This window comes from Pseudoxanthomonas dokdonensis (assembly GCF_001431405.1).
GTDB lineage: Bacteria > Pseudomonadota > Gammaproteobacteria > Xanthomonadales > Xanthomonadaceae > Pseudoxanthomonas_A > Pseudoxanthomonas_A dokdonensis.
The window spans coordinates 72425-98559 of record NZ_LDJL01000007.1; the positions used below are offsets into that span (position 1 = coordinate 72425).

Consider the following 26135-nt stretch of genomic DNA (forward strand, 5'->3'; position numbering starts at 1 on the left):
GGATCAGGCTTCGCTGCCGGCTTCGACTTCGACATCCACGTCGACGCCGATGAAGCCACCGGACTGCCGGCGCCACAACGCCGCGTACAGGCCGTCACGTTGCAGCAGCTGCTCATGGCTGCCGCTTTCGATGATCCGGCCCTGATCCATCACGATCAGCCGATCCAGCACGGCGATGGTCGACAGGCGATGGGCGATGGCGATCACGGTCTTGCCTTCCATCAGTGCGTACAACTGCTCCTGGATCGCGGCCTCGACTTCCGAGTCCAGCGCCGAGGTTGCCTCGTCGAGGACCAGGATCGGTGCGTCCTTCAGCAGTACCCGGGCAATCGCGACGCGCTGGCGTTGGCCGCCGGACAGCTTGACCCCGCGTTCGCCGACCTGGCTGTCGTAACCGCGATTGCCGTGCGGGTCGACCAGCTCGCGGATGAACTCGTCGGCATGCGCACGCCGCGCGGCCGCTTCCAGCATCGCCTCGTCGGCATCGGGACGCCCATAGCCGATGTTCTCGCGGATCGATCGGTGCAGCAGCGAGGTGTCCTGGGTGACCATGCCGATGTGCTGGCGCAGTGATTCCTGGCTGACCTGGGAGATGTCCTGGCCATCGATCAGGATGCGACCGCCGGGCAGGTCGTAGAAGCGCAGCAGCAGGTTGACCAGGGTCGATTTGCCGGCGCCGGAGCGGCCGACGATGCCGACTTTCTCGCCCGGCTTGATCAGCAGCGAGAGATCATCGATGACCCGGTTGCTTTCGCCGTACTGGAAATGCACGTGCTCGAAGCTGATCTCGCCGCGCTCGACCCGCAGCGCCGGCGCCTGCGCGGCGTCGGTGATGGCCAGCGGCCGCGCCAGCGTGCTGATGCCATCCTGCACGGTGCCGATGCTTTCGAACAGGCTGGCGACTTCCCACAGGATCCAGTTCGACATCGAGCGGATGCGCATCACCAGCGCAATCGCCACGGCGATCGCGCCGACCGTGATCGCCGACTGCTGCCAAGCGTAGATCGCGATGCCGGCGATGCCGGCCAGCAGCAGCGCGTTGAGCGTGTTGAGGCTGACCGTCAGCCAGGTGACCAGGCGCATCTGCCGGTGCACGGTCTGCATGAAGCCGTCCATCGCATCGCGCGCGTAGTCCTGCTCGCGCTGGGTATGGGCAAACAGCTTGATGGTCTGGATATTGGTGTAGCTGTCGACGATGCGGCCGGTCATCAGTGCGCGCGCATCGGCCTGCTCCATCGACACCTTCTGCAGGCGCGGCACGAAGTGGAACAGGATGCCGAGGTAACCGGCCAGCCACACCACCAGCGGCAAGGTCAGCCACAGGTCGGCGCGCCCAACCAGGATCACGGTGCCAACGAAATACACGACCACGTAGACGAACACGTCGAGCAGCTTGGTGACGGTTTCGCGCACCGCCAGCGCGCTCTGCATGACCTTCTGCGAAATGCGTCCGGCAAATTCGTCCTGGAAGAACGACAGGCTCTGCCGCAGCAGGTATCGATGCGACAGCCAGCGCCCTATCATCGGATAGTTGCCGAAAATGGTCTGGTGCATCAGCAATGACTGCATCAACACCAGCAGCGGGTACACCAGCAGCACCAGTCCGGCCATCCATGCCAGGCGGGTGCCGTGATCCTGCATGAAGGTCGCGGGCTCGGCCTTGCCCAGCCAATCCACCAGCTGGCCCATGTAGTCGAAGAAGGTCACCTCGACCACCGAGATCAGTGCGGTGAACAGCGACATCAGCAACAACCACGGCAGCAGCGGCCGCGAGTAGTGGTACAGGAAGGCCCGCAGCGTGCGCGGTGGCGTCTGCGGCTCACCCGGGGGATAGGGATTAACGCGGGTTTCGAAGAAGCGGAACATGGCTACCTGCTGTTGGCGCGGCCCGGCGCGGCTGCCAGGACTGGATTATTTTACGTCAGCGGCCATCGACGCGACCGCATTGTCGCCATCATCCAACCTCAAGTAATATTGAGGTCAAGCGATGAGTGGGGGACGCGCGTGGAATTGTCGGTGGGGCAGGTGGCGCAGCGCGCCGGAGTGGCGGTGTCGACGCTGCATTTCTACGAGGCCAAGGGCCTCATCCACAGTATCCGCAATGCCGGCAACCAGCGCCGCTATCCGCGCGAGGTCCTGCGCCGGGTGGCGGTCATCAAGGTCGCGCAGCGCGCCGGCATCCCGCTGGCCGAAATCGCCCAGGCATTGTCGGCGTTGCCCGAAAAGCGGACCCCGACCGCCCGCGACTGGCAGCGGCTGTCGACCCGCTGGCGGCAGCAACTGGACGAGCGCATCGAGCGTCTTACCCGCATGCGCGCGCAGATGGATCGCTGCATCGGTTGTGGCTGCCTGTCACTGAAGAACTGCCCGCTGCGCAACCCGGGTGACATTCTCGGCGAAGAAGGCGCCGGCCCGCGCTTGCTGGACCCGCTCTAGCGGCCGCGACTAGGCGACTGCGATCTCGCGACGCTGGTCGGCGCTTTGCTGGCCAAGCTCGATCAGCCGCATGACCTGCAGCGCCTGTTGCGCGGTCACCGGCGGCGCGTCACCGCTGGCAATGGCGTCGGCCAGGCCGGAATAGAACTGGCGGTAGTCGCCGGGAACCGCCGCTGCCGGGTGTGATTGCCGGCCGTCATCCTGCTGACGGATCACGCTGCCGGGCTGGCTGTCCACGCCCCAACCCGCACTGCCGGGCAAGATGCCGGCGCGCAGTTGGTTCTCCTGCGTATCCATGCCGTACTTGAGATAGCTGCCGGCGCGGCCATGCACGGCCATGCGCAGCGCGTTGGCATGCACCAGCGATCCTGCGTGCAACAGCACTCGCAGGCGCGGATAGCGCAGCGATGCATGGAAATAATCCGGTGCCTGGTCCGGCTGCCGCTGGCGGGCGATATCGACCAGGATCGCCTGTGGCATGCCGAACAACTGCAATGCCTGATCCAGCAGGTGCGGGCCGAGGTCGAACCACAGGCCGGCGCCGGCTTCGTCACGCTCGCGCCAGCGATCGCCTACCTGCGGGCGGAAGCGATCAAAGTGCGAATGGAACTCGGCGATCTCGCCCAGCACGCCACTTTCGACCAGTGCCCGCGCGCTGAGAAAATCCGAATCCCAGCGCCGGTTGTGGAACACGCTCAGCACCCGTCCGGCTTGCTGCGCGGCATCAATCATCGCCCCGGCTTCGGCAACGTCCAGTGCGAATGGTTTATCCACCACCACGTGCTTGCCATGCCGCAGGGCGCGGATGGCCAGTGGCGCGTGAGTATCATTGGGCGTGGCAACGACGACCAGATCCACCTCCGGATCGGCGATGGCCTGCTCGACTGTGCGCACATGCACGCCCGGCCAGTCAGCTTCGACAAGGCGGGTCTGGCTGCTGCCGATGCAGTGCAGTTGCAACCCGTGGCTGTGCGCAATCAGTGGCGCATGGAATACGCGCCCGGCGAAGCCATAACCCAACAGCGCAACCTTCAAAGGTGTATCCATCGCTCATTCCCGGTGGGTTGGCGGCACTCACGCTGTGTGCACGGCGGTGAATCGCCTGCAACACAACAATTTCTTCATGCCTGTCTTCACGGTCATTGTACTGGCCAGGGCCAACACTGGACCTCAATCCCAACACGGAGAGCCAGACATGAAAAGCAATGCCACGAAGACGATGTTGAGCAAGACGCTGCTGGTCCCGGCCCTGTGCCTGGGCATGATGACCGCCGGCGCTGCGATGGCGCAATCGCAGGGTCAGGAAATGGAAGAGCACGGCAGCGACTCGTCGCAGCCAGCCAGTGATACCTGGATCACCACCAAGGTCAAAGCCGATCTGCTGACCACCGACAACGTGTCCGGCACCGACGTCAGCGTCGAGACGGTCAATGGCGTGGTCACCCTGACCGGCACCGTTGCGACCCAGGCCGAGTTCGACCGCACGGTCAAGGTCGCGAAGGGCATCGAAGGTGTCACCCAGGTCAATACCGACGGCCTGAAAGTGGTGCCTTCGTCTGACTGACCGCGCCGCCCGCGGCAAGCCGCTTTGGTGCGGACCCGCATACCACCGGCAGCCCGTGTTGCCGGTGGTTTTTTTTGCCGGGGGCTTGATGGGTAGACCTGTGAATCAAGCTCCCGTCCTGATCCATCCACGAAAGGAGATCTGTTGATGAATCCATTGCCGCTGTTGCTGTTTGCCGTGGCCAGTGCCGCCAGTCCGGTGTCGACCGCCCAGACGCCGGTGAACTCGGTCGCGCAGCTGGATCTGAAGCGCTATGCGGGCGAATGGCACGAGATTGCGCGTTTGCCGATGCGTTATGAAAAAGATTGCGTCGGCGACATCACCGCCACCTATACGATCAACGCCGATGGCAGCATTGGTGTGCGCAACGCCTGCCGGATTGCTGGTGGCGAGACCAAGGTATCGGACGGCGAGGCGCGGGCAGTGGCCGGCCATCCGGGCCGGCTGCAGGTGCGTTTCGCCCCCAGCTGGTTGTCGTGGCTGCCGATGGTCTGGGCCGACTACTGGGTGCTGGCGATCGCCGATGATTATTCGTGGGCGCTGGTCGGTGAGCCGGACCGCAAGTACCTGTGGGTGCTGGCGCGGGACCCGGTGATGAGCCGACCGCTGCTTGATTCAATCACCGCGCGTGCCAGGGGCATGGGCTACAAGCTCGATGATCTGATCATCGCCGCGCCGGTACACGACTGAGTCACACCGGCGCTGACGTGGGCGCCGGCCTCGACCGGGCGCCCGCTCTCCAACGTTGGCCATTCGCGCGTGCTACGGATTGCTGGCAACCAGTTCGGATTCGCTCTCGCCCCAGCCACCCAGCGCCTTGTATACCGTCACCACGCCGACATTGACGTCGGCTTCGGCCTGGGCCAGCGCGTCGTCGGCGTCCAGCGCGGTGCGCTGCGCATCAAGCAGGGTCAGGAAATCCGATGCACCGTTGCGGTAGCGGACCTCGGCCAGTTCAGCGGCGCGGTTGGCGGCGGTCGCTTGTTCCATCACCCGCTTCAGCCTCACCTGCATGCGGGCGTAGGCGAACAACGCATTTTCAGTGTCTTCCAAAGCACCCAGCACGGTTTTCTCGTACTCGGCGGCGACGCCGTCGGCCTGGGCTTCGGTGGCCCGCAACCGCGCCCGCACGCTGCCGATGTCGAATGCCGCCCAGGTCACCGATGGCGTCACCGACCAGGCCTTGTTGTCGCCATTGACCAGGCCGCTGAAATCACCGGACACAAAGCCGATGAAGCCCTGCAGGCTGACCCGCGGGAACAGATCCGCGGTGGCTACGCCGATGCGTGCGGTCGCCGCGGCCAGGCGGCGCTCGGCTGCGCGCACGTCCGGTCGCTGGCGCAGCACCGCCGTGGTATCGCCAATCGGCAACGGCTGCGCGTAGGCCGGCGTCGGCTGCGACTGCAGCAGGGCATCCAGCGCGCCCGGGCGCTCGCCAGCCAGTACGCTCAAGCGGTTGCGGAACAACGCCTCGTTGGTTTCCAGCTGCGGGATGCTGGCGGCGATCGCCTTGATCCGGGCCAGGCTGCTCTGCACGTCCAGTTGGCTGCCGGCACCGAGTTGCCAGCGCGACTCGGTCAGGCGCTGGGTGCTGGCCAGGTTGTCCAGAGTGCGGCGGGCGACATCCAGCTGCTTCTGCGCGCCGCGCAGTTCGAAGTAGTTGCGCGCCACTTCGGCAGCCACCGACACCTGCACCGCCTGCAGGTCGTTGCGATTGGCTTGCAGGTCGGCGAATGCCGCTTCCTTGGAACGGCGGATGCGGCCGAACAGATCCAGCTCCCAGCCGACATCGAAGCCAACGCTGTCGATTTCGGTGATCGCGTGGCCATCGGGCAATGGCTCGCGGCTGCGGGTCTGTTGTGCGCCAGCGGTCACGTGCGGGCCCAGATCCAGGCGACGCTCGCTGAACACCGCACGCGCTTCGTCGATGCGCGCCGCCGCGATCCACAGGTCCGGGTTGGCTTCCAGCGAGCGCTGGATCAACTGGTCCAGCACCGGATCACCGAACTGCGCCCACCAACTGCTGACCGGGTGGCCGTCGCTGAACAGGCCGGCCGCCGCGGCGTCGTGGGTAGTGGCGTTGGCGCTTGGCAGTTGCGCCGGAGCCAGCTCCGCGGCCCGGTAATCCGGGCCGACGGTCACGCACGCGGCCAGCGCCATGGCCAGCGTGCTGGCAAGCAGTGGCCTCACCATGGCAGCACCTCGCCGAGGTGGAAGAAGCCGCCCTGCGGACCATCGTCTTCAATCAAGGCCAGCTGCACGCTGGTACGGGCACCGTCGACGATCTCGATTTCACCACCACCGGCGTTCATGTCGGTCTTGACGTAGCCCGGATGGATGCTGTTGACCTTGATCGTGCTGTCCTTGAGCTCGTACGCCAGCTGCACCGTCCAAGCGTTGAGCGCGCTCTTGGACACGTTGTAGGCGGGAATCTTGAAGTCGTAGATCGGCGAGGACGGATCCGAATGCAGCGCCAGCGAACCGAGGATGCTGGAGACGTTGACGATGCGGCCGTGCGCCGAGCGCCGCAGCAACGGCAGCATCGCCTGGGTCACGCCGATCACGCCGAACAGGTTGGTTTCGAAAGTCCTGCGCCAGGCATCCAGGCTTTGCGCCGACACCGGCAGTGACGGGTCATCGGCGATGATGCCGGCATTGTTGACCAGGATGTCCAGGCGACCGTGGCGCTGCTCTATTTCCCGCGCGGCGGCCTGGATGCTGGCCGTGTCGGTGACGTCGAGCTGGATCGCCTCGACCGGCAGGCCCTGCGATTGCAGTTCCAGTGCAGCCTGCACGGCGCCGTCGCGGTTGCGGCCGGCGAGCAGGGTATGGACGCCGGCTTCGGCCAGCTGGCGCACGGTTTCAAGACCGATGCCGCGGGTGGCGCCGGTGACCAGGGCGATGGTGGATGAGCTTGTCATGTCGAAGACCTCGTGGGGACAGGGTGGGTAAGGGCCATCAGTGGGTGGCCGCCGCGGGCACCGGTGCATGCGACACCAGCGGACGGTTGGACAGCTTGCGCAGTGCGACGTAGAACACCGGGGTCAGGAACAGGCCGAACAGGGTGACGCCAAGCATGCCGGCGAACACGGTGACGCCGGTAATCGAGCGTACCTCGGCGCCAGCGCCATGCGACAACACCAGCGGCACGGTGCCGGCGATGAAGGCGACCGAGGTCATCACGATCGGACGCAGGCGCAGGCGGCAGGCTTCCAGGGCCGACTCGACGATGCCCTTGCCCTGCATCTCCAGCTCGCGGGCGAACTCGACAATCAGGATCGCGTTCTTGCAGGCCAGGCCCATCAGCACCACCAGCCCGACCTGGACGAAGACGTTGTTGTCGCCGCCGACCAGCCATACCCCGAGCAACGCCGACAGCAGCGTCATCGGCACGATCAGGATCACCGCCAGCGGCAGGGTCCAGCTTTCATACAGCGCGGCCAGCACCAGGAACGCCAGCAGCACCGCCATCGGGAACACCACCAGCGCGGCCTTGCCCTGGGTTGCCTGCTGGTAGCTCAGGTCCGACCAGTCGATGCCCATCCCGGCCGGCAACACCTGCGCCGCCAGTTCGGTGACCTTGGCCATCGCTTCGCCGGACGACAGCACCCGCGGGTCGGCGTCGCCGAGCAGATCCGCGGCCGGATAGCCGTTGAAACGGATCACCGGGTCCGGACCGTAGGTCTGGCGGATGTCGACCATGCTGCCGATCGGCACCATTTCGCCATTGGCATTGCGGGTGCGCAGGTTGGCGATGTCCTCGACGTTGTCGCGGAATGGCGCGTCGGCCTGGGCGATCACCTGCCAGGTGCGGCCGAACATGTTGAAGTCGTTGACGTAGGCCGAACCCAGATAGGTCTGCAGGGTGTCGAACAGTTCGGTCAACGGCACGCCCTGGGCCTTGGCCTTGACCCGGTCGACGTCGGCATCCAGTTGCGGCACGTTGGCCTGGTAGCTGCTGATCGGGAAACCCAGCCCAGGCGTCTGCGCGGCCGCGCCCTGGAATGCCTGAACCGCATTCTGCAACTCGCCGTAGCCCAGCCGGGTGCGGTCCTCGACGAACAGCGACCAGCCCGAACCATTGCCCAGGCCCTGGATCGGCGGCGGCATGAAGGCGAATGTAAAGCCCTCGGAAATAGCGGCGAACTTCTGGTTCAACTCGGCGGTTATCTGCTCGGCGCTGCGATGCCGCTGGTCAAACGGATCCAGGGTGAAGAAGACCACGCCGTTGTTGGGCGTGTTGGTGAACTGCAACGGATTGAGGCCGGGGAAGGCCACTTCATGGGCCACCCCGTCAACTTCCATCGCCATCGCGGCCATCTTCTTCAGCACCGCGTCGGTGCGTGCAATCGAAGCACCCTCGGGCATCTTGACCCCGGCAATCAGGTACTGCTTGTCCTGTGCCGGAATGAAGCCGGCCGGCACCGCCTTGAACATCACCCCGGCGCCGACCAGCAGCAGCAGGTAGACCAGGAACACCGCGCCACGCTTGCCCAGCGCCCGCGACACCGCGCCTTCGTAGCGCTGTGAGTTGCGGTTGAAGAAGCGGTTGAACGGACGGAACAACCAGCCGAACAAGCGATCAATAAGCCGTGACGGTGCATCCTTGGCCGCGTCATGCGGCTTCAGCAGCTTGGCCGCCAGTGCCGGCGACAGGGTCAGCGAATTGATCGCCGAGATCACCGTGGAGATGGCGATCGTCACCGCGAACTGCTTGTAGAACTGGCCGGTGACGCCGGTCAGGAAGGCCATCGGCACGAACACCGCGCACAACACCAGGGCGATGGCGATGATCGGCCCGGACACCTCGCGCATGGCCAGGTGCGCGGCCTGCAACGGACTGGCTCCTTCCTCGATATGGCGTTCGACGTTCTCGACCACCACGATCGCATCGTCGACGACGATGCCGATCGCCAGCACCAGTCCGAACAGGGTCAGCGTGTTGATCGAGTAGCCCAGCAGGTACAGCACCGCGAAGGTGCCGACAATCGACACCGGTACCGCCAGCAGCGGGATGATCGAAGCGCGCCAGGTCTGCAGGAACAGGATCACCACCAGCACCACCAGCAGGGTGGCTTCGAGCAATGTGGTGATGACCGCTTTGATCGAATCGCGGACGAACACGGTGGTGTCGTAGATCGAGACGATGTCCACGCCCGGCGGCAGGGTCTTGCGGATCTGGTCCATCTTGCCGACCACCGCATCGCGGATATCAAGCGCGTTGGCGCCAGGGGCCTGGAAGATGCCGATCGCCGATGCATTCTGGCCATCCAGGCGCGCACGCAGGGTGTAGTCGCCGGCAGCCAGCTCGATGCGGGCGACGTCGGCCAGGCGCACGATTTCGCCATCGCTGCCGCTCTTGAGCACGATGTTGCCGAACTCCTCGGTGGTCTCCAGCCGGCCCTTGGCATTGATCGGCAGCAGGAAATCGCTGCCATTGGGCATCGGCTCGGCGCCGAGCTGGCCGGCCGACACCTGCACGTTCTGTTCGCGCACCGCGCGCAGCACGTCGCTGGCGGTCAGGCCACGCGCGGCGACCTTGTCCGGATCCAGCCACAGCCGCATCGCATAGTCGCCACCGCCGAACTGCTGCGCGTCGCCGACGCCGGGGATGCGCGCCAGTTCATCCTTGACGTGCAGGCGCATGTAGTTGCGCAGGTACAGCGAATCGTACTTGCCGTCCTTCGATACCAGATGCACCACCATCAGGAACACCGGTGACTGCTTCTGGGTGGTGATGCCCTGCCGGCGTACGTCCTCGGGCAAGCGCGCCTGGGCCTGGGCGACCCGGTTCTGTACCCGTACCGCGGCTTCGTCGGGATCGGTGCCCGGCTTGAAGGTCACCGTCAACGACAGCACGCCATCGGAGCCGGCGACCGACTTCACGTACATCATGTCCTCGACGCCGTTGATGGCTTCTTCCAGCGGGGTGGCGACGGTCTCGGAGATGACCTTGGGATTGGCGCCGGGATAGACCGTGCGCACCACCACCGACGGCGGCACCACTTCGGGATATTCGCCAATCGGCAGCAGCGGGATCGCGATCAGGCCGGCGGCGAAGATCACGATCGACAACACCGCGGCGAAGATCGGCCTGTCGATGAAGAATTTTGAAAAGTCCATGGGTGGATTTCCATGATAAGGAGAAAAAGAGCACCTGCTTCCCCCATCCGGGGGAAGAGCGTGGCCCCTGCCGGGCAACGCGTGCCCGGGGTGGGGAGTGTTGCCGGTGGTGAAGGCTTACTTCACTGCGACGGTCTTGGCCGGGCTGCCATCCACGCCCATCGCCACCGTCTTGGCATCGACCGGCATGCCGGGGAAGAACACCTTCTGCACGCCGCTGACAATCACCCGATCGTTGCCCGACAGGCCGCTGTTGACGATGCGCAGGCCACCGGCCATGCGGCCGATCTGCACATCGCGCCGCTGTGCCTTGCCGTCCTTGTCGACCACGTAGACGTACTTGCGATCCTGATCAGTCAGTACCGCCTTGTCGTCGACCAGCTTGGCCTCGAAGCGGCCACTGCCGAGCAGGCGCACGCGTGCATACAGGCCCGGCGTGAACAGGCGGTCGGCGTTGTCCAGCAGCGCCCGCGCGCGGATGGTGCCGGTGCCACGGTCGACCTGGTTGTCGAGGAAGTCGACCACGCCCTCATGCGGGAAGCCCTGTTCGTTGGCCAGGGCAATCTGTACCGGCACCTTGCCGCCGCGCTCGCTCGGCCGTTCGCCGTCACGCGCCATCTGCTCGTAACGCAGGAATGCGTGCTCGTCGGCATCGAAATGCACGTGCACCTTGTCGAGCGAGACCAGCGTGGTCAGCACGCTGGCGCCGTCACCGGCGGTGACCAGATTGCCGGCGGTCACCAGCGCGCGTCCGGCACGCCCGCTGATCGGCGCGCGCACCTGGGTGAACTCCAGGTTCAAACGCGCCGCATCGACCGCCGCCTGCGCGGCGGCGACGTTGGCGCTGGCCTGGGCAGCGTTGGCGCTGCGCTGCTCGTACTCTTCGGTCGACAACACCTGCATGTCGGCCAGCTTCCTGGCGCGTGCGGCTTCGCTGCGGCCCAGTTCGGCCTGGCTGCGGGCACGCGCCAGTTCGGCGTTGGCCTGCGCCAGCGCGGCGCGGTAGCTGCGCGAATCGATGGTGAACAACACGTCGCCCTTGTTGACTTCATCGCCTTCGACGTAGTTGACCTTGTCGATGTAGCCGGACACGCGTGGCCGCAGGTCGACGCTCTCGACCGCTTCGATGCGGCCGCTGAATTCATCCCACTGGGTAATCGGTTTGACCAGTACCTTGGCGGCGTTGACCGACGGCGGCGGCGGCGCGGCGGCTTCGCTGGCATTGCCGTTGCAACCGGCCAGCACGGCCAGCGCCAACAGGCTGAAAGCGCCGAGTGCAAGCGCGCGACGATGGAGGTGGAAGGGGGGGGTGGATGTCATGGCAGCGGTTCTCGTGGGGAGAGAAAGGAAAGTGGAGACAATGGATGGAAAGGTTCGGTGCATGGCCAGTCCTTGCTGTTGGACGCGTGGTTCCGTGGAGCACAACGTGCGTGGGTAGTGGGGTGGTCGCGACGGCGGCAGGCGCATAGCCTGCAACCTCAAGCAAACTTCAGGTCAAGCGCTATCGGTGTTGGAAAACGGCGGGCAGGCCGCGTCATGCGGCGCGGGAAAATCGGCGAACATCAGCCCGGCAGGTGCCGGTGGCGGCTGCTCGCCATTGAAAGAGACGATGGTCGGCAACGCGGATCTACATGGATTGAGCAGGCTGACCGCGCGCCGACCGACGGCCAGTGCGGTCGGCCATTGCGCACAGGCATGGCCGGCATTGGCCGGGGTCGACAACGGTTGGTCGATCGACAGCAACTGCACGCGCACGCCCAGGCTCAGGGCTTCCTCATGCAGCACCTGCACCAGCATCCGCATCGCCGCGGCGGTAATCGAACTGTGGCCATAGCCGGACCAGCCACGTTCGGCATAGGGCCCGCCGAGGATGATGTAGTGCGCCGGCCGCCCGTTGCGCTGGCGCGCCTGCGCCAGCAGCGGCAGCAGGTGACGTGCCGCGGCCAGGTGCGGCAGCAGATCCTGTTCCAGTTTCTGCTTCAGGAACGCGACCGGCTGATCCAGCAGGCGGCCCGCGTGCAGCGGTGTGGCGATGCTGGCGAACACGTGCTGGATGGTGCTGCCGTCGCGGCGCAGTTTCGCGGCCAGGCGCGCGGCGGCGCGATCGTCGCTGATGCAGCCCGACTCCAGGATCCGCAACGCCGGCTCGTCGGCATGGCGCTGGGCCAGCGCCTGCATGCGCGGACTGTCGCGGCCCACTGCCAGCACCGGGCAGCCGACTTCCAGCAACGCATCGACCACGCCCATGCCGGCGGTGCCACCGGCACCCAGGACCAGCGCGGCGGGATTGACTATCCCGCTCATGGGATTTTTCCTCCCGCGGTTGGGACAACCAGCGCGGTGGTGCTGGGCCGGAACCCGTGTTGGCGGGAATCGTGGCCGCCACTGCGCTGCCGCCTGGGGGAGGTGCTGAACTCGCGCACAGCCTTGGCCGGCCGTGCTTTCAGCGCCACCAGATCGGGCGCTGGCAGGGCGCGTGGCGATGGCACGGCGCGGAACAGAAGGGGCAGGAGCAGCAGCGGCGACATGATGGCGGCAACGTGGCGGGATTCGACGGCGGCCAAGGTATCGCTAAAAAAGGGACTTGATTAGTCCGGATTTAAGGGAATAATAATCCCGCAGACGGTCCAATGTGCTTTTTGTCTCTATCCAGCCGCGCCTTCTCCCGCCATTCCCCATTCCCCCCGGAGCCGTCATGAGCCACGATCTCAACGACACCCTGATTTTCGTCAAGGTGGTCGAGCAGGGCAGTTTCATCGCTGCTGCCAAAATCCTCGGCCAGCCCAAGACCACGGTCAGCCGCAAGGTGCAGGAACTCGAAGTGCGGCTGGGCGCGCAACTGCTCCATCGCACCACCCGCAAGCTGGGCCTGACCGAAGCCGGCAAGGTCTACTACGAACACTGCCAGCGCATCGCCAGCCATCTGAGCGAAGCCGAAAGCGCGGTCAGCCAGTTGCAGGCCGGTCCGCGTGGCTGGTTGCGGTTCACCGCGCCGTATTCCATCGGCATTGATCGGATCGCGCCATTGCTCGGCGAATTCCATGCCCGCTATCCGGAAATCCGCGTCGACATGCTGTTGACCAATGACACCCTGGATCTGGTCGGCAAGGAAATCGATGTCGCCCTGCGCCTGGGCAGCCTGCCCGATTCCAACCTGATTGCGCGCCGGCTGGCGGTGCTGCGCACCCAGGTCTATGCCAGCAGCAGTTACATCGAACAACACGGCGAACCTTTGACCCCGGATGACCTCAAGCACCATCGGGCATTGGCGATGTCCAAGCACCATCGCGGCGGCAGTTACGCCTGGGGCCTGCACGATGGCGAGCAGCTGGTCGAATTCCCGATCAATCCGATCCTGGTCGCCAACGATCCGGCTGCGCTGAAGGGCGCGTTGCTGTGCGGCGAAGGGCTGATGCTGACCGCCGACGTGATGGTGCGGCAGTATGCCGAACAGGGTTACGTGCGGCGCGTGCTGGCCGGCTGGACCGGTCCGGAATACGAATTGAACGCGGTGTTCCCGCAGGGCCACGTGCAATCGCCGAAGGTGCGCGCGTTCGTCGATTTCCTGGTCGAACGGGTCAACCTCGATGTCGACGTGATGGAAAACCTGTGCCCGAGCATGCAGGGCCGTTGTTACCGCAGCGACAGCGAAAGCGGCGAAGTGGTCAAGCAGGAAATGACCAAGATCCGCAAGGCCGTGGTCGATGGCGACCGCCCCTCGCCGTATGCACCAGTGCCGTCAGCCGTGCCGGTGGTAGCGGAGCGCGACTGACGGCACAGGCCGCGTGACACCGGCCTGCCCGCTCCTGATCCCTGCCTGCGGCGACTAACGCGTGCCAGCAAACGCGGCTGACACGAGACGGGAAAGTGCGGTCATCAAGCCCGACAACACCGCCGGGTCCTAGCCAATCGCTTTGCCAGGAAGCGCCAAGGTCGTCCGGCTTGCCAGAAAGCACCAATGTCGTCCGGCTTGCCAGGAAGCGCCAAGGTCGTCGGGCTTGCCAGAAAGCGCCAATGTCGTCCGGCTGCCAGAAAGCGCCAATATCGTCCGGCTGCCAGGAAGTGCCAAGGTCGTCCGGCTTGCCAGAAAGCACCAATGTCGTCCGGCTGCCAGGAAGCGCCAAGGTCGTCCGTTTTGCCAGGAAGCACCAATGTCGTCTGGCCCGCCAGGAATGGCCAACGTCATCCGTTTTGCCAGAAAGCACCAATGTCGTCATCCCGGCGAACGCCGGGATCCAGCCTTTGCCCACTGCTGAGCAAACACTGGAACCCTGCGAACGCCGCAATGACGATGACAGGCACGCTGCCGTGAGCGCGCTGCTTAGCGCACCTGCACCTCGACCCGGCGCGCTTCCATCGGATCACCGTCGCCGGTGGTTTCGACCGGTTTTTCCAGTGCGATCCGATCTTCGCTGACACCGTTGACCAGCAGCCACTGCGCGATTGCTTGCGCACGCTGCTTGGACAGTTCCTGGTTGAACGCGGCGTCACCACTGCGATCATGGAAGCCGGAGACACTGGCGCGACTGGCCGGATCGGTGTGCAGGCGGCCCAGCACAGCGCTCAGGCGGGTGCTGGCATCGGCCGGCACCACCGCCGAACCGACATCGAAGTAGACCTTGGCCAAGCGATCATCGACCGTACTGGCCGGCGCATGCGCGGCGCTCACTGCCGACGCCGACACCACGCCATCACCGCCCAGCCAACCATTGACCGGCAGCACCGGTACCAGCAGCAGGGCAACGATGTTGATGATCTTGATCAGTGGGTTGATCGCCGGACCGGCGGTGTCCTTGTACGGATCACCCACGGTGTCGCCGGTGACCGCGGCCTTGTGTGCTTCCGAACCTTTGCCACCGTGATGGCCATCTTCGATGTACTTCTTGGCGTTGTCCCAGGCACCGCCACCGGTGGTCATCGAAATCGCCACGAACAGGCCGGTGACGATGGTGCCGATCAGCAACCCCCCCAGCGCCTGCGGACCGAGCAGCAGACCGACGATCACCGGTACCACCACCGGCAACAGGGACGGCAGGATCATTTCCTTGATCGCCGACTTGGTCAGCAGATCCACCGCCTTGCTGTAATCGGGCTTGCCGGTGCCGGCCATGATGCCGGGGATCTCGCGGAACTGGCGGCGCACTTCCTCGACCACGCTGCCGGCGGCGCGGCCAACGGCTTCCATCGCCATCGCCCCGAACAGATACGGAATCAGGCCGCCAATCAGCAGGCCGATGATGACCATGTGGTTGGACAGGTCAAAGGTAAACACGGTGCCCGGATGGGCGGTCTGCAGGTTGTGGGTGTAGTCGGCAAACAGCACCAGCGCGGCCAACGCCGCCGAACCGATCGCGTAGCCTTTGGTTACCGCCTTGGTGGTGTTGCCGACCGCGTCCAGCGGATCGGTGATGTTGCGGATTTCCGGCGGCAACTCGGCCATCTCGGCGATCCCGCCGGCGTTGTCGGTGATCGGCCCGTAGGCATCGAGGGCGACGATCATGCCGGCCATCGACAGCATCGCGGTGGCGGCAATGGCAATCCCGTACAGGCCACCGAGTGCGTAGGAACCCCAGATCGCGATGCACACCGCAATCACCGGCCAGGCAGTGGATTTCATCGAGATGCCAAGGCCGGCGATGATGTTGGTGCCGTGGCCGGTGGTCGATGCCGCCGCCACATGCTGCACCGGCTTGTACTGGGTGCCGGTGTAGTACTCGGTGATCCAGACGATGACGCCGGTCAGCGCCAGCCCGATCAGCGCGCAGCCGTACAACGGCAGCGGGCCGTAACTGGAGTCGGCCATCAACTGGGTGGTGATCGGATAGAACGCGATCGCCGCCAGCACCGCCGACACCACCACGCCCTTGTACAGCGCGCCCATGATCGAGCCGCCTTCCTTGACCTTGACGAACAGCGCACCAATGATCGAAGCGATGATCGAGACCCCGCCCAGCACCAGCGGGTACAGCACCGCATTGCGGCCGACATCAGCCATCATCAGCCCGCCCAGCAGCATCGTGGCGATGACGGTGACCGCATAGGTTTCGAAAAGATCCGCGGCCATGCCGGCGCAGTCACCGACGTTGTCGCCGACGTTGTCGGCAATCACCGCCGGGTTGCGCGGGTCGTCCTCGGGGATGCCGGCTTCGACCTTGCCGACCAGATCCGCGCCGACGTCGGCACCCTTGGTGAAGATGCCGCCACCGAGGCGGGCGAAGATTGAGATCAGCGAACTGCCGAACGCCAGCCCGACCAGCGCATGCAGCGCGGGTTCGCCCTGGATGCCAAACCTGCCCAGCAGCAGATAGTAACCGGCCACCCCCAGCAGACCCAGCCCGACCACCAGCATGCCGGTGATGGCGCCGCCACGAAAGGCCACGTCCATGGCCGCGCCCATGCCTTTGCGGGCCGCTTCGGCGGTTCGTACGTTGGCCCGCACCGAGACATTCATGCCGATGTAGCCGGCGGCGCCGGACAGCACCGCACCGAGCAGGAAGCCGATCGCGGTCGGCCAGTTGAGGAAGATCCCGACCAGCACGAACAGGACCGCGCCGGCGATGGCGATGGTGGTGTATTGCCGGTTGAGATAGGCCTTGGCGCCTTCCTGTACCGCTGCTGCGATTTCCTGCATGCGGGCATTGCCGGCAGGTTGCCTGAGAATCCAGCGAGCGGAAAAAATACCGTAGATGATTGCGATTGCCGCGCATGCCAGCGCGAGCGCCAGACCATATTGTTCCAGCATGACCCCTCCCAGGTTGATGGATGTCGCCCCGCCAAAAGCAGGAAACGCCGAACCCAATCCCATGGAGCCTGTTGAACGATTGGGTACTTCCACCGCGGCCCGGCCGCGATGTCATCCGACGTGTTCACACAATCTCTGGAGCGCCTCGAGTATGCCCGCTGCGGTGGCGGCCCGCCAGCTGCGAAGGCGCTGTTCAGGCCGGTCGTGCCAGCCTTGTCCGCTGTTGTCTGCAGAGGTCAAACCATGCGAACCCCCATCGCTTTGTTGATGATCACCATGGCCGGCTGGTCGCTGTCGGCCAGCGCCGCGCAAGCCGCGGCCGAACCCCAGCCGGAAATCCAGCGCCCGGTCGGCAAAGCCCAGTCGGTGGGCCAGGTGCATACCATCCGCCAGATTCCCGAAGCCTGCGTGCGACTGGAAGGCGCCTTCACCGGCCAGGCCAGCCAGCCCTATCGCTATCACGTTACCCGCACCAGCGAGCAATGCCAGCCGCGCGCGCGACTGGTCGATTACGCCAAAGCGCGCCCGTCGGAAGCCAGCGGCTGGAAATTGAACGATGTGATCCGCATCCCCAGCGCGGCCTGCCCAAGCCAGCAGGCGGTGGTGCGGGTATGGCGGATGCCCGAAGCCAGCAACGCGCCGGCACCGGACGGCCAGGGCCAGACCCGCGTCTACCTGGAAGACGCCAAGAAGGACATCGCCTCCGGCAAGGTCGCCAACGCCCGGATTCCGCTGTACGCGGCCGGCATGAAACTGGAAGGCGACGCCTGCCCGTAGCGCGCAGCTCGCTCCGCTACCGAACCGCAGACGTCCCCCACGTAGAGCGGAGCTCGCTCCGCTACCCGAACCGCAAACGTCCTCACGTAGAGCGGAGCTCGCTCCGCTACCGAACCGCAAACGTCCCCCACGTAGAGCGGAGCTCGCTCCGCTACCGGAACCACAGACGTCCCCCACGTAGAGCGGAGCTCGCTCCGCTACCCGAACCGCAAACGTCCCTCGCGTAGAGCGGAGCTTGCTCCGCTACCCGAACCGCAAACGTCCTCACGTAGAGCGGAGCTCGCTCCTCTACCGAACCGCAGACGTCCCCCACGTAGAGCGGAGCTCGCTCCGCTACCGCAACCGCAAACGTCCTCACGTAGAGCGGAGCTTGCTCCGCTACCCGCACAGGCAGCCGAGCAAGCGCGTGCGTGGTCACACAATCCCAGCGCCATCAAGCGCAGCAAGCTGCGCTCTACCGAGATGCCAGCGGCCGGTTGAGCTGGGTCATCCAGTCGCGTGGTTCCAGACCCGATTCGGGGCCGGCATCGTAGACCTCCCACAGGCTGTCGGCAGCGCGGTGGCCGTTGGCCTGCATCCAGGTTTCGAACTCGGCCCACGCCGATGGCAGCCCGTCATACGGACCACGATGCCAGCCGCGGGCGATGGTGCCGCCGGGCAGCTCGCTGGCGCTCACCCGGCCACTGCTGGTGACCAGATTCTCGACCGGCAGGCCCAGTTCGAAATCGAACACATCCGGATGCAGGCGCAGGTGATGGGCGAACAACGGCCCGGTCGGCGCGATCTTCTGTTCGGCCAGCACCTGCAGCAATTCACTGACCGCCGGTGCAAACACCTCGGCCATCCGCGCGCGCGGCACGTTGATGCGGATCACCGCGGTCAACTGGCGCTGTACTTCGACGACTTCCGGATTTTCCAACATATGTTTCTCCTTGGCGCGTGATGCACCGGCGACGTGATCCGGGTGGATGCCTGCACCTTGCCGGTATCCGGCTTAGGCCGGCGTGATGGTGGCTCAGCCGGCGTCCCAGGCGGGCAGTTTCTGTTTGACCGCGATGTTCTTCAGGGTCACATACACCGGCAGTCCATTGCTGCCGTAGGGCAGCGGTGCCTGGCCGCGAATCAACGGTTGCAGATAACGGCGTGCGCTGGCGGTGATGCCGAAGCCATCCTTGCGGATGAAGCCGGCCGGCATCTTCTTTTCGTGGTTGGCGACTTTGCTCAGCGGCACGGCTTCGATCTTCCAGCGGTACGGCAGATCGGAACTGCGCACGATCACCGGCATCACCGCGTTGTCGCCCTTCAGCGCCATCTGCACCGCCGCTTTGCCGACCGCCTGTGCCTGTTTCCAGTCGGTCTCCGAGGCAATGTGGCGGGCCGATCGCTGCAGGTAGTCGGGCAGGGTCCAGTGCACCTTCATCCCCAGTTGATCCTTGACCCGTCCGGCCAGATAACTGGCGACGCCGCCCAGTTGGGTGTGGCCAAATGAATCCTTGCCGCCGCCGGCATCGGCGACGAAGCGGCCATCGGCATGCTGGATCCCTTCACTGGCCACCACCACGCACCAGCCGACCTTGTCGACCACTTTCCGCACCTGGGCCAGGAACGCCGCCTCGTCGTAGGCGCGTTCGGGAAACAGGATGATCTGCGGCGCCGCATCCGGATCCTCGCCGGCCAGGCCGGCGGCGGCGGCCAGCCAGCCGGCGTGGCGGCCCATCGCCTCGTAGACGAAGACCTTGGTCGAGGTCTCGGCCATCGCCGCCACGTCCAGCGCCGCTTCGCGCACCGAGACCGCGGTGAATTTGGCCGCCGAGCCGAAGCCGGGGCAGGTGTCGGTGACGGCCAGGTCGTTGTCGACCGTTTTCGGCACGCCGATGCAGGTCAGGGGGTAGTCGAACGCCTTGGCCAGCTGCGAAACCTTGAGCGCGGTGTCGGCCGAGTCGTTGCCGCCGTTGTAGAGGAAGTAGCGGATGTCGTGGGCCCGGAAAACCTCCAGCAGCCGCTCGTAGCGGGCACGGTCGGCCTCCAGCGACTTCAGCTTGAGCCGGCATGAGCCGAATGCGCCGCCAGGGGTGTGCGCCAGGGCGCGGATGGCCGCCGGCGACTCGCGGCTGGTGTCGATCAGCTCCTCGCGCAGGGCGCCGAGGATGCCGTTGCGGGCAGCCAGGACTTTGACCTTGCGGGCCCGGGCTTCGTCGATGACGGCGGCGGCGGTGGCGTTGATGACAGCGGTGACACCGCCGGACTGGGCGTAGAGCAGGTTACCTTGACGCATGGGGTTCGTTCCGAGTTGCCGGGATGCGGTAAGCTTCACATGGATGACGCAGTGCAGCGCTGGCGCGGCCCCTGGCCTGGACGCCGCTGCCGCGCAAAGAATTCTGGTTTGGGAGTGACACGATGCGATTGGTTCTACTGGGCCCACCCGGGTCGGGCAAGGGCACTCAGGCGGCCCGTTTGAAGGAATACCTGCAGGTTCCACACATTTCCACCGGCGATCTGCTGCGCGCCGAAGTGGCCGCCGGCAGCCCGCTGGGAATGCAGGCCAAGGAAATCATGGCACGTGGCGACTTCGTCAGCGACGAAATCCTGCTGGGCATGCTGGAGGACCGCTTCGCGCGTCCGGACACCGCCAATGGTTTCATCCTGGACGGCTATCCGCGCAACCAGGCCCAGGCCGATGCGCTCGGCCAGTTGCTGACCAGGCTCGGCCAGCCGATGGACATGGCCGTGCAGCTGGAAGTCCCCAGCGACCTGCTGGTTGAACGGATTGCCGGCCGCGCCGCCGCCGAAGGCCGTGACGACGACACCCCGGAAGTGGTCCGCAACCGCCTGGGCAAGTACGAAACCCAGACCGCGCCGGTGATCGATTATTACCGCCAGCATGGCCAGCTGGTGGTGGTCGATGGCGTCGGCAGCCTGGACCAGGTATTCACCCGCCTGCAGGAAGTGCTGTCACCGGCCAAGGAAGTAGGTTAAGGCCGTCCCCCGCGTAGATCGGAGCTTGCTCCGCTGCTTCCCCATCCGCGTAGATCGGAGCTTGCTCCGCTGCTTCCCCATCCGTGTAGAGCGGAGCTTGCTCCGCTGCTTCCCTATCCGCGTAGAGCGGAGCTTGCTCCGCTGCTCCCCTATCCGCGTAGAGCGGAGCTTGCTCCGCTGCTTCCCCATCCGCGTAGAGCGGAGCTTGCTCCGCTGCTTCCCCATCCGTGTAGAGCGGAGCTTGCTCCGCTGCTTCCCCGTCCGCGTAGAGCGGAGCTTGCTCCGCTGCTTCCCCGTCCGTGTAGAGCGGAGCTTGCTCCGCTGCTTCCCCGTCCGCGTAGAGCGGAGCTTGCTCCGCTGCTTCTCGCGCCGACAAGCAAAGCAGCCGAGCAAGCTCAGCTCTACGTAGCAGGCAAAGCAGCCGAGCAAGCTCGGCTCTACGGGGTAAGCAAAAACAGCCGAGCAAGCTCGGCTCTACCCGGCAGGTGAAAACAGCCGGCCAGACTCGGCTCTACATTACGCGCGAAACAGGCGACAATCGGGGCATGAGCAAACTGCATATCCTCGGTGTCGCCGGCACCTTCATGGGCGGCGTCGCCGCGTTGGCACGCGAAATGGGGCATCAGGTCGAAGGCAGCGATCAGGCCATCTATCCGCCAATGTCGACCCAGCTGGAAACCCTCGGCATCGACCTGCGCCAAGGCTACGACGCCGGCAATATTTCCGTCGACTGCGATGAGGTGATCATCGGCAACGCCCTTTCACGCGGCAATCCGGCGGTGGAAGCAGTGCTGGACGCTGGCCGCAGATACAACTCCGGCGCGCAATGGCTGTGCGAACAGGTGTTGCCCGGCCGTGACACCCTGGCCGTGGCCGGCACCCACGGCAAGACCACCACCACCACCATCCTGGCGTTCCTGCTGCAGGCCGCCGGCCGCGAGCCTGGGTTCCTGATTGGCGGCGTGGCCGAGGATTTCGGTGTCTCGGCACGGCTCGGCAGCGGCCGCGAATTCGTGGTCGAGGCCGACGAATACGACACCGCGTTCTTCGACAAGCGCAGCAAGTTCGTCCACTACCGGCCGCGGGTGGCGATCCTCAACAACCTGGAATACGACCACGCCGACATCTTTCCCGACATTGCCGCGATCCAGCGCCAGTTCCATCATCTGGTCCGGACCGTGCCGGGCAGCGGTCGCCTGATCGTCAATGGTGAGGACGCGCGCCTGCGCGAAGTGCTGGAGATGGGTTGCTGGACGCCGGTCGAACGCTTCGGTTTCGCCGACGGCCTGGAATGGCAGGCGCGCCTGCTGCATGAAGACGGCAGTGCCTTCGCGGTGATCCGCGAGGGCCGCGAACTGGGCCAGGTGCAATGGCCGTTGCTGGGGCGCCACAACGTGCTCAATGCGCTGGCGGCACTGGCCGCGGCGCATGCGGTCGGCGTGCAGCCGATCGCGGTGATGCCGGCGCTGGCGGTGTTCCGCAGCGTCAAGCGACGGCTGGAAGTGATCGGCGAAGCCAACGACATCACTGTCTACGACGATTTCGCCCATCACCCGACCGCGATCCAGACCACCCTGCAGGGCTTGCGCGCGCGGGTCGGCGAGGGCCGGATCGTGGTGGCGATGGAACCACGCAGCAACTCGATGCGTCTGGGCGCCCATGCCGATGCCTTGGCGCCGTCGTTGGCATTGGCCGACGAGGTGCTGTTCCTGCATCGCCCGGAACTGAGTTGGGACGCCGCCAGGGTCATCGCCGATGTCCGCGGCAAGGCCCGCACCGCCGCCGATGCCGACGGCCTGATTGCCGGCTTGCTGGAAGCGGTGCGCCCCGGTGACCATGTGGTGTTCATGTCCAACGGTGGCTTTGACGGGGCACCGCGCAGGTTCCTGTCGGCGTTGCAGGTTGGCCTGCCGCGACCGCTGTAGAGGACGACGATGTCGCCGTTCGAATCGCAGACACTGCCGCTGTTCCCGCTGTCTTCGGTGTTGTTGCCGGGGGCGGCACTGGGCCTGCGGATTTTCGAACGGCGCTACCTGGACCTGATCCGCGACTGTGGCCGCAGCGGTGGGGGATTCGGCGTCTGCCTGATCCTGGAAGGCAGCGAGGCTGGGCAACCGGCGATACCGGCGGCCTATGGCACCGAAGCCATCATCGAGGATTTCGACAACGGTCCCGACGGCCTGCTCAACCTGCAGGTGCGAGGCGCGCGGCGCTTCCATGTGCAACAGACCCGGGTCCGCGACAACGGACTGGTGGTCGGCCAGGTGCAGTGGCTGGCCGATGATGACCAGGCGCGCCTGCAGCCGCAGCACGCGCTGCTGGGCACGGTGCTGGAGAACATCCTCGAGCAGATGGCCGGCGCCGGTGCGTCATTGGGGCCGACCCACCTGCAGAGTGCGGCCTGGGTCGGCTGGCGACTGGCGCAGGTGTTGCCGTTGACCCCGCAGCAACGACTGGCGGTGCTGCAGGAAGACGACCCGCACGCGCGCCTGCAGATGTTGCTGCAGTCAATCGCCTGAGGATGGCGCGGCGGCCGCGCCACTGGCCGACGAAGCCGGTGCCAGCAGGCAGATGCGCAGCACCGGCAGGCCACTTTGCGGATGCACGCTGATCCGGTGATCGGTGTTGCCGAGGCTGTCAGCCAATGCCTGCAGGGCCGCCGGTGCTTGCGGCTGCGGCAGCCACATGTCGACCAGACCGAGCAGGGCTTTGTGGTGGACCACCTGGGCGCTGCCGATCCACAACGGCGTCGCCGCCGGTGCGCTCAACTGGGTATGCGAGCGCCATAACCGCAGCACGTACATTTCATCGGCGCGCGCACCGGGCCGCAGCATCAGCAGCGATTCGGCGCGGGTGTCGAGGGTGGCCGGCATCACCGGCTGCCGTGACGGCGGCAAGTCGCTGTCGAGCAGGTTCAGCGCCTGTTCCCAGCCCGCCTGCGGCTGCTGGTGCCAGCCATTGGCCTGCAACTGTTGCCGCAGGGCCGGCAGCGGTCCGGCGACCTGCACGTCCAGCGGCCAGCTCTGGTCATCGTCGAATTCGTTGCGGCGGGCCGGCTCGTCGCGCCAGCCGTCGTCCCACCATTGCGCCAGCGGCATGCTGCGTTCGATCACCGGGGCGTCGAAGCGGGCCAGCATCGGTTCGATGTGGCGCGGCGCATACCAGGCCGCGGCAGCAGCGAAGCTGCCGTAGAAAATCCAGGCCAGCGGTGTGATCCAGAACGAGCGTTGCATGCGCCGGCGATAGGCAATGCCGAGCACCAGCAGCCAGACGATGCCGAACAACATGCCGCCGATGATGTCGCTCAGCCAGTGCGCGCCCAGGTACAGGCGGGCAAATCCAATCAGCGCCACCACCACGCCCGACACCAGGTACGGCCACACCCGGGTGCGCCCCGGCAGTTCACGCGCAATCAGCACCGCGAAGAAACCAAACGTGATCGTGGTCATGGTCACCGCGATCGAGGGAAAGCCGAAGCCGCTGCTGACCAGCGGCGGCTTGGGAATATCCACCGAGGCGCCCAGCCACGCGGTCAGCGCCAGTCCGAACGCCAGCGCCGCCAACCAGTGCGCGGCCGCCATCCAGCGCCGGCGCCAGACCAGATAGGCCAGCACCAGCGCCGCGGCCGGGGTCAGCACCTGGGCATCGCCGAGCAAAGCGATCGCCGCCAGCGGATAGTCGGCCAGCGGATTGCGCAGGGCCAGCATCAGCTCGTGCACGGCCAGGTCCATCGACAATGGCTCGCCATGCCCGACCACGATGATCAGGAACGCGAAGAACACCCAGACCATCGCCAGCAGCAGGATCGCCAGCAACGCCAGTGGCACCGACTCGCGCCGGCGTGGATCGAACACCGCCGCCGAATAGCGGCCCAGCACCGGATGCGCGTGCGACCAGGCCAGTGCCCGCGCCAGCAGCGCGTCGGCATGCATGGCGAACCAGCGATAGGTGTACAGCACCAGCGCCCAGGCCAGCGCCAGCACGATGCCGAGCAGCCCCAGCACCAGCCCCAGCCGGCCGGCGACCGCGGCGACCGCGTCGTAGACCTGGCCCAGCAGCCAGCCCGGCAACAGGAACAGGAATGCCCAGGAAACCGCTGCGACGCCACTGGCCAGCAGATAACGCTTGAGCGGCATCCGCGACATCCCGGCGATGGCCGGCACGAACGGACGGATGGCGCCGACATAGCGGGCCACCAGGATGCTCTTGAAGGCGTTGCGGCGGAACAGCAGTTCGCCACGATCCAGCAGCTGCGGATATTTGCTGAAAGGCCAGTGGTGGCGCAGCTGATGGCCCCAGCGATGGCCGACCCAGTAACTGCAGGCATCACCCAGCAATGCGCCCAGTGCGGCGCAGACCATCGCGTAGGTACCGGAAATCTCGCCCAGCCCGATCAACACACCGACCGCCGTCATCAGCGGCAACGCCGGCACCACGATGCCCAGCACGATCAACGCATCGCAGAACGCGACCGCGAAGATCACGACCCCGGCGGCTACCGGATGCGTGCTGATCCAGGCCAGCAGGGAGTCGAACCAGGAAGAATTCATCGCCGTGATTATAAGCGGCTGGCATCGGCCGACGTGGCTTTACAATGGTGGCCCTGGCAGCAGCGTCAGCCGACGTTGGGCCGCCACTGCGGATCCGGAACCATGAGCCAGTTGCAAGGCAAAACCCTGTTCATCACCGGTGCTTCGCGTGGCATCGGACTTGCCATCGCATTGCGTGCGGCGCGCGATGGCGCCAACGTGGCGATCGCGGCCAAATCGGCGGTGCCCAACCCGAAGTTGCCCGGCACCATCCACAGCGCGGCGCAGGCGGTCAACGATGCCGGCGGCCAGGGCCTGGCGCTGAAGTGCGACATCCGCGAAGAAGACAGCGTGCGCGCCGCGGTCGCCGCCACCGTCGACACCTTCGGCGGCATCGACATCCTGGTCAACAATGCCAGCGCGATCTGGCTCAAGGGCACGCTGGACACCCCGATGAAGCGTTTCGACCTGATGAACCAGGTCAATGCGCGGGGCAGTTTCCTCTGCGCGCAGGCCTGTCTGCCGCATCTGCTGCAGGCCCCCAATCCGCACATCCTGACCCTGGCGCCGCCGCCGTCGCTGGACCCGAAATGGTGGGCGCCGCATACCGGCTACACCTTGGCCAAGATGGGCATGAGTTTCGTGACCCTCGGCCTGGCCGCCGAGTTCGGCCCGCAGGGCGTGGCGGTCAATGCGCTGTGGCCGCGCACCATCATCGCCACCGATGCCTTGAACATGATTCCCGGCGTCGACATCCCACGTTGCCGCACCCCGGCGATCGTCGCCGACGCGGCGCATGCGGTGCTGTCGCAACCGGCTGCCGGTTTCCACGGCCGCTTCCTGATCGACGAGGACGTGCTGCGCGAGCAGGGCGTCAGTGATTTTTCCGACTATGCGGTCGACGCCAGCCAACCATTGCTGCCCGATCTGTTCCTGGACTAAGCCACCGGCGCGGTCCCGACCTGTCCAACCTGCAAGGAAATCCCCC

General features: G+C 65.8%; 20 protein-coding genes and 1 pseudogene. 9 read left to right on the forward strand and 12 right to left on the reverse strand.

Going from position 1 to position 26135, the window contains the following annotated elements; genetic code table 11:
- Positions 1-3 precede the first annotated feature (3 nt).
- Positions 4-1866 carry an ABC transporter ATP-binding protein gene (locus tag ABB29_RS07030; protein ID WP_057657914.1) on the reverse strand — a complete coding sequence of 621 codons (1863 nt, stop codon included), beginning with the start codon at positions 1864-1866 and terminating at the stop codon, positions 4-6.
- A 138-nt stretch (positions 1867-2004) separates the two neighbouring features.
- On the opposite strand from ABB29_RS07030, the gene soxR reads away from it, so the two are divergent.
- Entirely contained in the window at positions 2005-2436 is a 432-nt protein-coding gene (soxR, locus tag ABB29_RS07035; protein WP_281177429.1) for a redox-sensitive transcriptional activator SoxR, read from the forward strand.
- Between the two features lie 9 nt (positions 2437-2445).
- On the opposite strand, the gene ABB29_RS07040 is transcribed toward soxR, so the two are convergent.
- The gene (locus tag ABB29_RS07040; protein WP_057657916.1) at positions 2446-3483 is read right to left on the reverse strand and encodes an oxidoreductase; all 1038 of its coding nucleotides are present in this window, start codon (positions 3481-3483) and stop codon (positions 2446-2448) included.
- 148 nt (positions 3484-3631) lie between these two features.
- Between ABB29_RS07040 and ABB29_RS07045 the strand changes: the two genes are divergently transcribed.
- Both ABB29_RS07045 and ABB29_RS07050 read left to right on the forward strand, forming a co-directional pair.
- Positions 3632-4000 (forward strand): BON domain-containing protein, encoded by a 369-nt coding sequence (locus tag ABB29_RS07045; RefSeq protein WP_057657917.1) that lies wholly within the window; start codon positions 3632-3634, stop codon positions 3998-4000.
- A 147-nt stretch (positions 4001-4147) separates the two neighbouring features.
- The gene (locus tag ABB29_RS07050; RefSeq protein ID WP_057657918.1) at positions 4148-4690 is read left to right on the forward strand and encodes a lipocalin family protein; all 543 of its coding nucleotides are present in this window, start codon (positions 4148-4150) and stop codon (positions 4688-4690) included.
- Positions 4691-4762: 72 nt separating this feature from the next.
- On the opposite strand, the gene ABB29_RS07055 is transcribed toward ABB29_RS07050, so the two are convergent.
- The 5 genes from ABB29_RS07055 to ABB29_RS07075 form a co-directional block, all read right to left on the reverse strand.
- Positions 4763-6193, reverse strand: a complete 1431-nt coding sequence (locus tag ABB29_RS07055; RefSeq protein WP_057657919.1) for an efflux transporter outer membrane subunit — start codon at positions 6191-6193, stop codon at positions 4763-4765.
- Positions 6187-6921 carry an SDR family oxidoreductase gene (locus tag ABB29_RS07060; protein WP_057657920.1) on the reverse strand — a complete coding sequence of 245 codons (735 nt, stop codon included), beginning with the start codon at positions 6919-6921 and terminating at the stop codon, positions 6187-6189. Before ABB29_RS07060 ends, ABB29_RS07055 begins: the two co-directional genes overlap by 7 nt.
- Before the next feature lie 37 nt (positions 6922-6958).
- Positions 6959-10123: an efflux RND transporter permease subunit gene (locus tag ABB29_RS07065; RefSeq protein WP_057657921.1), complete on the reverse strand. Its 3165-nt coding sequence runs from the start codon at positions 10121-10123 to the stop codon at positions 6959-6961.
- Between the two features lie 117 nt (positions 10124-10240).
- Complete coding sequence (locus ABB29_RS07070; RefSeq protein WP_057657922.1) at positions 10241-11443, reverse strand: efflux RND transporter periplasmic adaptor subunit; 1203 nt, start codon at positions 11441-11443, stop codon at positions 10241-10243.
- A 174-nt stretch (positions 11444-11617) separates the two neighbouring features.
- Positions 11618-12427 carry an SDR family oxidoreductase gene (locus ABB29_RS07075; RefSeq protein ID WP_057657923.1) on the reverse strand — a complete coding sequence of 270 codons (810 nt, stop codon included), beginning with the start codon at positions 12425-12427 and terminating at the stop codon, positions 11618-11620.
- 391 nt (positions 12428-12818) lie between these two features.
- On the opposite strand from ABB29_RS07075, the gene ABB29_RS07085 reads away from it, so the two are divergent.
- A complete protein-coding gene (locus ABB29_RS07085; protein ID WP_057657925.1) occupies positions 12819-13895 on the forward strand; it encodes a LysR family transcriptional regulator in 1077 nt (358 codons plus the stop codon).
- A 549-nt stretch (positions 13896-14444) separates the two neighbouring features.
- Here the strand turns inward: ABB29_RS07085 and ABB29_RS16655 are convergent.
- Positions 14445-14846: an OmpA family protein gene (locus ABB29_RS16655; RefSeq protein ID WP_245622575.1), complete on the reverse strand. Its 402-nt coding sequence runs from the start codon at positions 14844-14846 to the stop codon at positions 14445-14447.
- A pseudogene (locus ABB29_RS07090) lies at positions 14841-16865 on the reverse strand (sodium-translocating pyrophosphatase); the annotation flags it as partial. The gene ABB29_RS16655 and the pseudogene ABB29_RS07090, both read right to left, overlap by 6 nt.
- 243 nt (positions 16866-17108) lie before the next feature.
- On the opposite strand from ABB29_RS07090, the gene ABB29_RS07095 reads away from it, so the two are divergent.
- A complete protein-coding gene (locus ABB29_RS07095; RefSeq protein ID WP_057657927.1) occupies positions 17109-17642 on the forward strand; it encodes a hypothetical protein in 534 nt (177 codons plus the stop codon).
- Positions 17643-18096: 454 nt separating this feature from the next.
- Here the strand turns inward: ABB29_RS07095 and ABB29_RS07100 are convergent, their stop codons facing one another.
- Positions 18097-18564: a GyrI-like domain-containing protein gene (locus ABB29_RS07100; protein WP_057657928.1), complete on the reverse strand. Its 468-nt coding sequence runs from the start codon at positions 18562-18564 to the stop codon at positions 18097-18099.
- 93 nt (positions 18565-18657) lie between these two features.
- Positions 18658-19917, reverse strand: coding sequence for a 6-phosphofructokinase (locus ABB29_RS07105; protein ID WP_057657929.1), 1260 nt, complete (start codon positions 19915-19917; stop codon positions 18658-18660).
- Positions 19918-20039: 122 nt separating this feature from the next.
- Between ABB29_RS07105 and ABB29_RS07110 the strand changes: the two genes are divergently transcribed.
- The 3 genes from ABB29_RS07110 (at position 20040) to ABB29_RS07125 (ending at position 23137) form a co-directional block, all read left to right on the forward strand.
- Positions 20040-20618 carry an adenylate kinase gene (locus ABB29_RS07110; protein ID WP_057657930.1) on the forward strand — a complete coding sequence of 193 codons (579 nt, stop codon included), beginning with the start codon at positions 20040-20042 and terminating at the stop codon, positions 20616-20618.
- Positions 20619-21163: 545 nt separating this feature from the next.
- Entirely contained in the window at positions 21164-22543 is a 1380-nt protein-coding gene (gene mpl / locus ABB29_RS07120) for a UDP-N-acetylmuramate:L-alanyl-gamma-D-glutamyl-meso-diaminopimelate ligase (RefSeq protein ID WP_057657932.1), read from the forward strand.
- 9 nt (positions 22544-22552) lie between these two features.
- Positions 22553-23137, forward strand: a complete 585-nt coding sequence (locus ABB29_RS07125) for an LON peptidase substrate-binding domain-containing protein (protein ID WP_057657933.1) — start codon at positions 22553-22555, stop codon at positions 23135-23137.
- Here the strand turns inward: ABB29_RS07125 and ABB29_RS07130 are convergent.
- Positions 23126-25168, reverse strand: coding sequence for a bifunctional DedA family/phosphatase PAP2 family protein (locus tag ABB29_RS07130; protein WP_057657934.1), 2043 nt, complete (start codon positions 25166-25168; stop codon positions 23126-23128). The genes ABB29_RS07125 and ABB29_RS07130 overlap by 12 nt on opposite strands.
- 102 nt (positions 25169-25270) lie before the next feature.
- Here ABB29_RS07130 and ABB29_RS07135 point away from each other — a divergent pair, with 102 nt between their 5' ends.
- Positions 25271-26089, forward strand: coding sequence for an SDR family oxidoreductase (locus tag ABB29_RS07135; RefSeq protein ID WP_057657935.1), 819 nt, complete (start codon positions 25271-25273; stop codon positions 26087-26089).
- Positions 26090-26135: the final 46 nt, after the last annotated feature.